The following is a 10,512-nucleotide window of genomic DNA, read 5'->3' on the forward strand; positions in this document are numbered from 1 at the left end:
TCTAAAAAGTGACCGTGTGGGCCTGTTGGATGCCGTTGATGCCGTTGATGGCTGCCAACAGGCTGGCCGGGATCGGGTCGTCCAGGCTCACCACCATCACCGCATCACCCCGCACGATGCGGCGACCCACCTGCATCGAGGCGATGTTGATGTTTTGCTCGCCGAGCACCGAGCCCAGGTGGCCAATGATGCCGGGCATGTCCCGGTGACGGGCGATCAGCATGTGGCGGCTGGGGGCCACGTTCACCGGGAATTCATCGATGGTGGTGATGCGCAGCTCACCATCGGCAAAGACGGCGCCGGTAACGCTGTGGCTGCCATGGGCCCCTTTGCTGCTCAATTGCAGGGATCCACCGGCAAAATCGCGGCTGGCCTCATCCTTGACCTCCAGCACATGGATGCCGCGGGCCTTGGCCTCCAACCCGGCATTCACGTAGTTGATGCTGTCCCCGAGGGCGGTGGAGAGGAGGCCTTTAAGGGCCGCAATCACCAGGGGCTGGGCAGGATGGTTGGCAAATTCGCCCTGGAGTCGCACCTCCAGCTGCTCGACGCTGCCACCGGCCAGTTGGCTGACCAGCTGGCCAAGGGTTTCGGCCAGTTGCAGATGGGGTTTTAGCTGCTCCATCACCTCGGGGGTGAGGCCAGGGATATTGACGGCGCTGCGGGCCGGCAGCCCCAGCAACACGTCGCGGATCTGCTCCGCCACATCAATCGCCACGTTTTCCTGGGCCTCCTCCGTGGAGGCCCCCAGGTGGGGGGTGAGGATTAGCCGCTCTGGCACCGAGCGCAGGGCTGAATCGGCCTCCAGGGGCTCATTGGCGTACACATCCAGGGCAGCACCACCGATCACACCGTCGCGGACGGCATGGGCCAGGGCCGCCTCATCGATGATGCCGCCGCGGGCGCAATTGACGATGCGGGCAGTGGACTTCATCGTTTTGAGCAGCTCCGCATTCACCAGGTTCTCGGTCTCTGGGGTGCGGGGCAGGTGCAGGCTCACGTAATCGACTTCGGCGAACAGGGCCGGTAACTGCATCAGCCGCACCTGCATTTGCTGGGCTCGCTCGGCCGAGACGAACGGGTCGTAGGCCATCACATCCATGCCCATGGCCTTGGCTACCCGGGCCACATGGGAGCCGATCTTGCCTAGCCCCACCACCCCCAGCTTCTTCTTGTAGAGCTCGTTACCCACATATTTCTTGCGGTCCCAGCCGCCGGCCATGGTGCTCGCATGGGCGTGGGGCACGTGGCGCGAAAGCGCGAGCATCAGGGCCAGGGCATGCTCTGCGGCGGCGATGGTGTTGCCCTCGGGCGAATTCACCACAATCACGCCCCGCTTGGTGGCGGCGGGCACATCAACGTTGTCGACCCCCACCCCGGCGCGGCCAATGATGCGCAACTTGTCTGCGGCTTCAATGATCTCCGCGGTCACCTGGGTGCCTGAGCGGATCATCAAAGCGTCGTATTCGCCAATGATCGATTTCAGCTCGGCCGGCGGCAAGCCGGACCTCACATCCACCTGGGCCACCTGGGAGAGGATGTCGATCCCCGCCTGGTCAATCGGATCAGAAACCAGAACCTTTGTCATGCCCGGCGGGTGGGTGGGTGAGCCGGGGGTGCAGTGTAGTGACCGGTTGGCTTGTTCCTGGAGGTTTCTGGCGGTGACTACACCTGTGGGGGCCAGCGTGGTGGTCGTTGTGGCGGATCGCAAGCGGCTGCATCAACTGCACAGCCAGCTGGCTGAGCGCCAGCCCTCGATGGTCCAGCTGCTGGCCATTGGCGAGGGCGAAACAGCTTTCGCCGATGTGGCGCGCCTAAACCCCGCCGCCGCCCGCCAACGGCGGCAGCGCAGCATGGCCCGCTGGCTGATTCCCTTTGGCTTTTTTGCCGGTCTGACCTTTACCTACATGACCGATCTAGACACCTTTGCCTTTGCCGGTGAGTGGAGCCAGCACCTGGTGGGAGCCCTGTTGGGCATGGGATCGGGCTGGATGGGCAGCTTTGCCGCCGCCGCCAGCGTCAGCTCGGAAGAGGACGACCGGATCCGCAGCCTGCGCAACCGGCTCGAGGAGGGCAACTGGCTACTGCTGGTTGAAACGCCCTTTGGGGTGGAAATGCCCTGGGCCCTGCTGCAACAGGCCAAACCCAGGGCCGTGGTGCGCCTCGACGACTGAAGCAATGGCCAGCAACAGCGAATCCATCTTGGAATTGGCAGCCCAGGCCCTCAGGAGCTGGGAGCCGCTCTGGACTGGTTTTCTGGACGGCCAACAGCGGGAGGAGACCGAGCAGCAACTGGCCCTGCTGGCCGAATTAAATGTGCAGAGCTGGGGCGGCCATCCGGGGGCCGAACGGCGGCGACTGCTACTGCAACACCAAGAGAGCAGCCCCTTTCTGGGCGAGGGCGACGGGCGCCACGGGGAAGACGGGCTGGGCGGGCTGGAAATTAGTGGCAATTTTCTGTTTGATCCCGCCACTGCCGCCGACTTTCGCTCGGGTCTGCTGGCCTGCGCAGGAGTGGACCCCAGCGCCCTGGGAGATGTGTGGGTGCGGGGCGATCGGGGGGCCCAGGCCATTGTTTGCACGGAGCTGGCAGACCTACTCGATGACCAGCAGGCCCAGGTGCGCAGCATCGATGTGCAGCTGCAGGCCAGACCCCTGGGGGAATTACAACTACCCGCCCAGCGGATGCCCCGGCGACTGAACAGCGTGGAGGCCTCCCTACGGCTCGATGCCCTGGCATCTGCTGGCTTTGGCCTGTCCAGGAGCCGCATGGCCGGGCTAATTCGCCAGGGGGATCTGCGCCTCAATTGGCAATCAGTCAGCAGCCCCAGCCAGGAACTAAAACCAGGGGATCGGGTGCAATGGAGCGGCCGCGGTGAACTGACCCTCGAGGCCGCCGAACGCACCAAGCGGGAGCGCTGGAGAGTCGTGATGGTGCGCTGCTAGGTTGCTGGCGCTTCTGGGGCGATTAGCTCAGAGGTAGAGCACTACCTTGACACGGTAGGAGTCACTGGTTCGATTCCAGTATCGCCCATTTTCCAGTTCACGCTGTAGGCAACGTTGTCTGAGAACCCTGGGGCCGCAGCTGGTTTAACCGTTGTGGTCGGCCTGGGTAGGTCGGGCAGGGGGGCCGCCAAATTGCTCCGCCAGCAGGGTGGATCGGTATTGGTGATCGATAGCCAAAGCGGGGCGGAGCAAGAAGCCCTTGCCGGCAGCCTCCGCCAGCTCGGCATTGCCGTAGAACTGGCGAAACCCCTCACAGCAGAAACTTTCACCGCCCTGGCAACCCGGCCCAACCGCGTGGTGGTGAGCCCCGGCATCCCCTGGGATCAACCCACCCTGGTGGCCCTACGCCAGCAGGGAATGGCCGTGGAAGGGGAGGTGGCCGTCGCCTGGCGCGCCAGCACTGGCAGCCCCTGGATTGGCATCACCGGCACCAATGGCAAAACCACCGTGACCCACCTGGTCAGCCACCTGCTCCAAAGCGCAGGTCTGGATGCACCGATGGCCGGCAATGTGGGTTTCTCGGCCGCCGAGCTGGTGCTCGAGCGCCTGCAACCGGGCCAATCCCTGCCCCAATGGATGGTGGTGGAACTGAGCAGCTACCAAATCGAAGCAGCCGCCCAGGTGGCACCAAAAATCGGCATCTGGACCACCCTCACCCCAGACCACCTGGAGCGCCACGGCAACCTCGAAAACTACCGGGCCATCAAGCGCAGCCTGCTGGAGCGCAGCGAAGTGCGCATCCTCAATGGCGATGACCCCGACCTCCTTAGCCGTGCCAGCAGCTGGGATCGGGCCACCTGGGTAACGGCGGGGCCGCGCTTGGCCCTGCGGTCGCAGCTGCCGGAGGACATAGGTCCGGCGCTCTGGATTGAGGGCGATGGGGTGTGGCGCCAGGGCCCTGGCGGGCCTGAGCATTTAATGGCGGCCGATTGCCTGGCCATGCCCGGCGCCCACAACCGCCAAAACCTGCTGCTAGCTGCCGCGGCCGGCCTGGAGGCGGGCCTCAGCGGCCAGCAAATGGAAAAGGCCTTTCGCCATTTTCCAGGGGTCCCCCACAGGCTCGAGCGGCTGCGCTGCCACAGGGGGGCGACCTACTTCAACGACAGCAAGGCCACCAACTACGACGCCGCCGAGGTGGCCCTCAAAGCCCTGCAGGGCCCCCTTGTGGTGCTGGCGGGTGGTGCCTCCAAGCAGGGCGATGCCAGCGGCTGGATCGAGGGGCTCAAGGCCCAGGCCAGGGCAGTGGTGCTCTTTGGCGCAGCCCAACAGGAATTTGCCGCCCTGCTTGATGCCGCTGGCTATGGCGGCACGGTGGTCTGCTGCCCAGAGCTGGCGGCGGGCGTCACCCAGGCAGCCGCCCTAGCCGAAAGGCTGGGTTGTCCTGAGGTGGTGCTTTCACCTGCCTGCGCCAGCTTCGATCAATACAGTGATTTCGAAGCCCGCGGCGACCATTTCCGCCAGTTGGTAGCTTCCCTGCCCGACAAGGATTGAGGCGATGGCCTACTGGTTGATGAAAAGCGAGCCCGATGTCTACGGGATCAGCCATCTCCAGGCCGAGGGCACGACCCTCTGGGATGGCATTCGCAACTACCAGGCCCGCAACTTCATGCGCAGCATGGCGGTGGGCGACCAGGCCTTCTTCTACCACTCAAATACCAAGCCACCGGGGATTGTGGGGCTGATGGAGGTGGTTGAAACCGGGCTCACCGACCCCAGCCAATTCGATCCCGCATCAAAGTATTTCGACCCCGCTGCCAGCCCCGCCAAGCCGCGCTGGGATTGCGCCCGCTTGCGCTATTTGCGCACCTTTAGCAATTTCCTCAGCCTTGATCAGCTCAAGGAATCCTTTGGCCCAGAGGAGCTTGGAGTGGTCAAACGGGGCAACCGCCTTTCAATCCTGCCGGTGCCTGAGGCCAGTGCCCAGAAGCTCTTCTCCCTCCTGGAGGGGAGCTAGCCCCCCTGGCGATGCAGCTGCCCCAGCCCAGACACCAACACCACCCGGCAATCGCCATTCGAGGGGCCCTGGAGAGGGGCTGGAAAGCCTTCCGCCACTGCCCCTGGGTGTTGATGGGCTTCACCCTGGTTAGTGGGGGTACCAACCTGCTGAGCCAGCTGCTCTATCGCTACGAGAGCAGCCGCATCGTGGGTCTATTTGGCCATCCCGATGGCCTGGCCGTTGCCCTGGCCGGCCTGGCCTGGCTGGCCTATGCAGCCACCAGCCTCTGGTTGGTGGTGGGCCTGATGCGGGGAGCCCAACTCGCCCTAGCTGGCCAGAGACCCAGCCTCCAGAACCTAATGCGCCTTGATGGCCGGGCCATGGCCCGCTGCGGCGGCACCTTGTTGTTGATCCTGGTGCTCAATGCATTGATTTTGCGGTTTGCCCAGGCCAGTGCCTGGCTGCTGACCCTGCTGCAGCCCTGGCTTGCTCCCATCCCCCTGGTGGCGGGAGTGGCGGTGGCGGTTTATCTGGCTGCCGATCAAATCCTTTGCCTGCCGCTCACCCTGATCGGCGGGCTATCACCCCTGGCCTCCTTCCGCAGCGGCCGGGCTGCCGTCGATCCCCACTGGCTCCATGCCCTGGGCCTGACCCTGGTGGTGCTGCTGATTCTGTTGGCCGGTTTTTTGGTGCTGCCCGTGGGACTGCTGGTGGCCCTGCCGGTGACCTTCTGCACCCTGGCAGCGGCCTACGGGCAACTATTCGCAGAGATCAATTCCCTTTAAAACTGGCTTGGCCTGGAAACAAATTGGCCAGGTAGCAGCGGGTAACCCCCCGATCCTCCAGGCCGTTTTGCACTAAAAAACCCGCCACAGCCGCCTGCACTAGGCGGTATTGATCCCAATTGGGATGGCCTTCAATGAAGATCTTCATGGCACTGAGCAGGGCTTCGGGCACCTCGGCGCGAAAGCTGACCAGTCCCTCCTCGACCTGGGCTACTTGCTCCTTAGGAAGCTTTACCAACTCCTTCGCCACGCCCAGGGCCATTTGCCGCCATCAATTGCCAACCCAGTTAGCCCCCACCCCGCCAAGGGCGTCAACCAACTGCAAAAAACCGTGGGCCCACCGTTCGCAAGCTGAGATCGCCTGACCCCACAGGGGCCCAACCAAGCAGGGGCGAGGCCTTAGCCGGACATCAAGCCAAAACCTGGAGAGTCAAGGGACTCGGACGAGCCAGCCAAGTAATCCCCAGGGCCCAGGTGGCCGCTAGCTGCCGGCAGCCTGGCCTGGGGAAAAGCTGGGGAATTTCCATCCCTGGGCTGGGGAGGGATCAATACCCCAGCAACCATCAGAGCTACTGATCGACCCAAAACCAACTAAACCGGTCTCAGGCTGGATTGAACCCAGCTAGCCCCGCTGCCAAGGCTTGAGCAAAGGCTGGGGCCGCTCCCTGGCTCCAGCTCCCCTCCACCGCCCGCCTTTTAGGGCCAGGGCCAGGCATGGCCTCTGGACTGAGCAGGAAACGCAGGCCCCAACCATTTCGATCACCTTCCAGCTCAAGCCAAAGCTCCCCCAACTCCCACTCAAGGGTGATCGATTCCTCTGCCATCAACTGATCCGCAAGGTCCCTGTGCTGGGACTGCAGCTTGGCCACGCCCTGCAGCAGCTCCTGGGCCTCTGCTGCGGTGAGCTCCGTGGCCCAGCCGCAGCCACCCACCAACACAACATAAGGGTGACGCCTTGGATCGACCAGAAAACGCCAGCCCTCACCCTGTTGAACCAGCATTCCGGCTAGTTATCAGCCAGGCAGCAGATCGGGTTGATCCTGCTCGTCGCTGAGTTCAATGATCGCCCGCTGCACGGGCTTGACCATCGAGTCATCGAGTAGGCCATCAAAATCATCGAAACGGCGCTGCTTGGCCCTAAAGGCAATGCGCACGGTGGTGAGGTAGCGGTTGCTGGAGTAGCGAATCAGGCTGTCGGCCCGCTGGGCCAATTCCTTGTAATTCACACCGATTGCACTTTGCATCTTGCCCAAACGCACCTGATCTTGTCTCTAGCGATGATCGTAGGGCAGTCGCGGCCAGAGGGATGGAAAACACCGGCACCCTGGCGATTGACTTGGGCAGCAGCAGCACCGTGGTGGCATACCAGCCCGCCGGTGGTTCGCCAGAGCTGATTGCCCTTCCTCCCTACAGCTGCCAGAACCCTCCCCTAATACCCAGCCTGCTCTGGATTGCCAGTGGGGAGCAGGCCAAGCCCCTAATCGGCCGCCAGGTGCTGGACGCCGGCCTGGCCCGCAGCAATAGCCCCCAACTGCGGCGGGATTTCAAACGCCTGATCGGCTCGGGCGGCCCCGGAGCCAGCGCCGCAGAGGCGGCAGGGGCCCTGCTGCTGGAACAGATCTGGGCCGCCAAACCCAGCGAGATAAAACCCCAGCGGCTGGTATTGACGGCCCCCATCGACACCTATCGCAGCTACCGGCACTGGCTCAGCCAGGTCTGCAGCCAGCTGGATGTGGCCGAGGTGGCCCTGGTGGATGAACCCACCGCTGCCGCCATTGGCGCCGGACTACCCCCCGGCAGCACTGTGTTGGTGGTGGATGTGGGCGGCGGCACCGTCGACCTGGCCCTGGTGACCCTGGAGGGTGGCGAGGGGCGGGCAGCACCGATCGCCCAGCTGCTCCGCTTTGCCGGCCGCGACCTCAAGGGCAGCCAGCAGGCCCTGCGCTGCGCCCGGGTAATTGGTAAGGCGGGCCTTGCCGTGGGGGGCCGGGACCTCGACCACTGGATAGCGGCCGAACTGTGCCCGCATTTGCCGATTGAACCGGATCTTCTGGAGGCGGCCGAACGGCTCAAATGCCTGCTGAGCAGCCAGGAGGAGGCGCTGGTGATCTACGGCCCAGCCGGCCGGCCCCCGCTTGGGCTGCGGATGGGCCGCCCCCAATTGGAGGCTCTTCTGGCAGAGCGGGGCCTAATCGACCAGCTCGATGGCTTACTCGATCAGGTGCTGGCCGCCGGCCGCAGCGCCGGCATCACCCCGAAACATATCACCGCCGTACTGCCCGTAGGCGGCAGCAGCCAAATCCCCCTTTTGCAGCAATGGATCCAGCAACGGCTGGAGGGGGTGCCCCTGCGCGGCAAGCGGCCCGTTGAGGCGGTGGCCCTAGGGGCCCTGGCCCTCACCCCGGGGGTGCGGTTGATGGATGTGCTCAGCCATGGGGTGTCGCTGCGCTGCTGGGACCAGCGCTCAAATCGCCACCACTGGCATCCCCTGTTTGTGCCCGGCCAAAGCTGGCCCACGGAGCGGCCCTTTGAGCTGGTGCTGGCCTGCAGCCAGGAGGGTCAAACCTCCCTGGAAATGCACCTGGGCGAGCCCCAAAACGAACAAAGGGGGGAGGTGGTATTTCAAAACGGCCTGCCCGTATTGCGCCAACGCCGCGCCGGCGCCAGCCAGGTACGGGCCTGGGAAAAGCAACCGGCGGCCATCCCCCTGCTTCCATCAGGAGTGCAGGGCTGCGACCGGATCCGGGCCAGGCTTTCGATCAATGGCGCAGGCCAACTCAGCGCCCAACTCCACGACCTCCAAACCGACAGCCCCCTGGGCGAGCGCCTGCTGGGCCTAGTGCGCTGAATAAACCAACTTGCTAACCAATTAGCCCACGAGCCAGGTACCTGATACAACAGAGCTTGCCTATCTCCCCAACTGTCTTGGCCCTACGCCGGAACAAGCTTCCGCGGTTTTGGCTGGGAATCACCCTGGGGTTGGTGACGGCATTTCTTGGCGCGACCTACTGGTGGGAGCGCCAATTACCCCAGAAGCTTGAGCAGGCCGGTGCCAGGGGCAACCTGGATTCCTGCCTGCTCTATAGCGACCAGCTAGAGGCCCTGCGCTGGCTTGGCGGCAGTGCACCCCAGGAGCAGGGTCAATGCCGCAGGCTCAAGGCTGCCCAGCTCTGGCAACAGGAGCAGTGGCTGGCGGCCCTGCGTTTGCAGGTCCAGCTGGTCAATTCCCCCGCCGGCACCCCCGCCGACCAGCGGCAGTTCGAGGGCTGGCAAACCGAACTGCAAACCCGGGCCCTCGATCGCTTCCAACAGGGCGACCTGGGCGGGGCCCTGAAACTGCTGGCCGTGATCGGAGAAGACCACAACAGCACTGGCACCGCCGCCGGCGACAACTTCAAGGAGATCTGGGCCCGCAACCAACAGCAATTGCAAAGGGCCAAAAAGCTTGTGGCTGAAGCCCGCTGGTGGGAAGCCCTAGATGGCCTAAACCGCCTGGATCACCCCTGGTTTAGGGGCCAGGCCCAACCCCTCCAAGCCAAGGTGCAGGCAGGGATCAACAAAATGGCGGCCCATGAGCGGGAGCACGATGGCCACGGCAGCCTTCCCCACACCGTGCCGGCCGACCAACTCGATGCCCAGGTACAAGCCCGCCTGGCCAAGGGTATGGATGAATGGTCTGCCTTTAAGGCTGCCTGCAAGGGCCTAGGTGGCAAGGTTGTGGAAGCCGGTCCGGAATCGGCCTGCCAGCGCTAGCGGCCCCATGACAAGATTGGCCACCAACGAGCGCTTAAGGCCTGATGCAGCCAGTAGATCAGTTGCAGGAAGAAAATCAACTGCAGCCAGGCCAACAGGTGCGGGTTTGCCAGAGCGTGGTGGTGTTTCACCATCCCCAGCACCGTGGCGTTGCCTTTGATCTCCAGGGCCAGCAGGGTGAAGTGGTTACCGTGCTCAACGACTGGAAAGGACGGGTGATCAGCCCAACCCTGCCGGTGATAGTTGCCTTTGGCAAATTCCGGGCCCACCTGAGGGCCGACGAAATCGAAGCTGTGTAGATAAAAGCCGCCTAATCAGGCCGGAGCAAAAACACCCCTTCCTCTGCATCGATGCCCTGCAGGGCCACCTGGATCACCTCATGGCGGCTGGTTGGTATCACCCGCCCGCAAAAATCAGGCTGGATTGGCACCTCGCGATGGCCGCGATCCACCATGGCCAGCAAATAAACCCGCCTGGGCCGGCCCCAGGTCTGCAGGGCTTCTAGGGCCGCCCGCACCGTGCGGCCCGTAAAAATCACATCGTCCACCAAGACCACCTGGCGGCCCTCCAGGCTGGCCGGCAAATCCGTGGGCTGCACCATCCGGGTACCCACCCGTTCCAGATCATCACGGTGGAAGGTGGGATCCAGGCTGCCCTGATCAATCGGATGGCCCGCCATGGCCTGCAACCGCGCCGCCAGCACCTCCGCCAGGGCCACGCCGCGGGTGGGGATGCCCACCAAAATCAGCTGCCTGGGATCGCCGACCCCCTCCAGCACCTGGGAGGCCAGGCGATCCACCGTGCGGCCCAGGTCAGGGGCAGAAAGCACTTCGCGCCGATTCATGGGCTCCAAGCCACGCCGCCCATGCTATTGGCCAAGGCCCTGTTGCCAAAAGCTGACCCAAATGGGATCGGCGGGATCGCCAAGGAACGTTCGATGTAGTTCGATGTAGGTTGTCAAGAAGGCATGGATCATGCCGCTAGGTGAGACGGGTGAGTTCAATTCCCTCCCAGCAGCAGGTCCAGTGGTTG

Annotated in this window: 13 protein-coding genes and 1 tRNA gene; 9 read left to right on the top strand and 5 right to left on the bottom strand. The window is 64.0% G+C overall.

The genetic code is table 11. The features are described 5' to 3' along the window. Position 1 precedes the first annotated feature (1 nt). The gene (serA, locus tag KBY49_RS06305) at positions 2–1,588 is read right to left on the bottom strand and encodes a phosphoglycerate dehydrogenase (protein WP_254933868.1); all 1,587 of its coding nucleotides are present in this window, start codon (positions 1,586–1,588) and stop codon (positions 2–4) included. A 73-nt stretch (positions 1,589–1,661) separates the two neighbouring features. Between serA and KBY49_RS06310 the strand changes: the two genes are divergently transcribed. The 6 genes from KBY49_RS06310 to KBY49_RS06335 all read left to right on the top strand — a co-directional run bounded on the left by KBY49_RS06310 (position 1,662) and on the right by KBY49_RS06335 (position 5,727). After that, entirely contained in the window at positions 1,662–2,174 is a 513-nt protein-coding gene (locus tag KBY49_RS06310; protein ID WP_254933869.1) for a hypothetical protein, read from the top strand. Between the two features lie 4 nt (positions 2,175–2,178). Beyond that, positions 2,179–2,946: a photosystem II S4 domain protein gene (locus KBY49_RS06315; protein ID WP_254933870.1), complete on the top strand. Its 768-nt coding sequence runs from the start codon at positions 2,179–2,181 to the stop codon at positions 2,944–2,946. 16 nt (positions 2,947–2,962) lie between these two features. After that, a tRNA-Val gene (locus KBY49_RS06320) sits at positions 2,963–3,034 on the top strand. 26 nt (positions 3,035–3,060) lie between these two features. After that, positions 3,061–4,497 (top strand): UDP-N-acetylmuramoyl-L-alanine--D-glutamate ligase, encoded by a 1,437-nt coding sequence (gene murD / locus KBY49_RS06325; protein WP_254933871.1) that lies wholly within the window; start codon positions 3,061–3,063, stop codon positions 4,495–4,497. 4 nt (positions 4,498–4,501) lie between these two features. Further along, positions 4,502–4,960, top strand: coding sequence for an EVE domain-containing protein (locus KBY49_RS06330; protein ID WP_254933872.1), 459 nt, complete (start codon positions 4,502–4,504; stop codon positions 4,958–4,960). Positions 4,961–4,971: 11 nt separating this feature from the next. Then, positions 4,972–5,727, top strand: coding sequence for a hypothetical protein (locus KBY49_RS06335; protein WP_254933873.1), 756 nt, complete (start codon positions 4,972–4,974; stop codon positions 5,725–5,727). Here the strand turns inward: KBY49_RS06335 and KBY49_RS06340 are convergent. The 3 genes from KBY49_RS06340 to KBY49_RS06350 form a co-directional block, all read right to left on the bottom strand. After that, the gene (locus KBY49_RS06340; protein ID WP_254933874.1) at positions 5,714–5,989 is read right to left on the bottom strand and encodes a DUF2811 domain-containing protein; all 276 of its coding nucleotides are present in this window, start codon (positions 5,987–5,989) and stop codon (positions 5,714–5,716) included. The two genes, KBY49_RS06335 and KBY49_RS06340, sit on opposite strands and share 14 nt — an antisense overlap. Positions 5,990–6,329: 340 nt before the next feature. Further along, positions 6,330–6,728 (bottom strand): DUF1818 family protein, encoded by a 399-nt coding sequence (locus KBY49_RS06345; RefSeq protein ID WP_254933875.1) that lies wholly within the window; start codon positions 6,726–6,728, stop codon positions 6,330–6,332. 12 nt (positions 6,729–6,740) lie between these two features. Continuing rightward, entirely contained in the window at positions 6,741–6,971 is a 231-nt protein-coding gene (locus tag KBY49_RS06350; protein ID WP_254933876.1) for a DNA-directed RNA polymerase subunit omega, read from the bottom strand. A 62-nt stretch (positions 6,972–7,033) separates the two neighbouring features. On the opposite strand from KBY49_RS06350, the gene KBY49_RS06355 reads away from it, so the two are divergent. The 3 genes from KBY49_RS06355 (at position 7,034) to KBY49_RS06365 (ending at position 9,779) form a co-directional block, all read left to right on the top strand. Continuing rightward, entirely contained in the window at positions 7,034–8,575 is a 1,542-nt protein-coding gene (locus KBY49_RS06355) for an Hsp70 family protein (protein ID WP_254933877.1), read from the top strand. A 77-nt stretch (positions 8,576–8,652) separates the two neighbouring features. Beyond that, the gene (locus KBY49_RS06360; RefSeq protein WP_254933878.1) at positions 8,653–9,480 is read left to right on the top strand and encodes a hypothetical protein; all 828 of its coding nucleotides are present in this window, start codon (positions 8,653–8,655) and stop codon (positions 9,478–9,480) included. 80 nt (positions 9,481–9,560) lie between these two features. After that, positions 9,561–9,779 (top strand): ferredoxin-thioredoxin reductase variable chain, encoded by a 219-nt coding sequence (locus KBY49_RS06365; RefSeq protein ID WP_254934051.1) that lies wholly within the window; start codon positions 9,561–9,563, stop codon positions 9,777–9,779. Positions 9,780–9,790: 11 nt separating this feature from the next. Here KBY49_RS06365 and pyrR read toward each other — a convergent pair whose 3' ends face one another. Continuing rightward, complete coding sequence (gene pyrR, locus KBY49_RS06370; protein WP_254933879.1) at positions 9,791–10,324, bottom strand: bifunctional pyr operon transcriptional regulator/uracil phosphoribosyltransferase PyrR; 534 nt, start codon at positions 10,322–10,324, stop codon at positions 9,791–9,793. Positions 10,325–10,512: the final 188 nt, after the last annotated feature.

The sequence above is a fragment of the Cyanobium sp. WAJ14-Wanaka genome, assembly GCF_024345375.1.
Lineage (GTDB): Bacteria > Cyanobacteriota > Cyanobacteriia > PCC-6307 > Cyanobiaceae > Cyanobium_A.

Excerpts from the sequence above, each read along its gene's own strand:
- KBY49_RS06350 (WP_254933876.1), bottom strand. The coding sequence starts at position 6,971 with ATGCAAAGTGCAATCGGTGTGAATTACAAGGAATTGGCCCAGCGGGCC.
- KBY49_RS06355 (WP_254933877.1), top strand. The coding sequence starts at position 7,034 with ATGGAAAACACCGGCACCCTGGCGATTGACTTGGGCAGCAGCAGCACC.
- KBY49_RS06315 (WP_254933870.1), top strand. The coding sequence starts at position 2,179 with ATGGCCAGCAACAGCGAATCCATCTTGGAATTGGCAGCCCAGGCCCTC.
- KBY49_RS06340 (WP_254933874.1), bottom strand. The coding sequence starts at position 5,989 with ATGGCCCTGGGCGTGGCGAAGGAGTTGGTAAAGCTTCCTAAGGAGCAA.
- KBY49_RS06345 (WP_254933875.1), bottom strand. The coding sequence starts at position 6,728 with ATGCTGGTTCAACAGGGTGAGGGCTGGCGTTTTCTGGTCGATCCAAGG.
- pyrR (WP_254933879.1), bottom strand. The coding sequence starts at position 10,324 with ATGAATCGGCGCGAAGTGCTTTCTGCCCCTGACCTGGGCCGCACGGTG.
- serA (WP_254933868.1), bottom strand. The coding sequence starts at position 1,588 with ATGACAAAGGTTCTGGTTTCTGATCCGATTGACCAGGCGGGGATCGAC.
- KBY49_RS06330 (WP_254933872.1), top strand. The coding sequence starts at position 4,502 with ATGGCCTACTGGTTGATGAAAAGCGAGCCCGATGTCTACGGGATCAGC.
- KBY49_RS06335 (WP_254933873.1), top strand. The coding sequence starts at position 4,972 with ATGCAGCTGCCCCAGCCCAGACACCAACACCACCCGGCAATCGCCATT.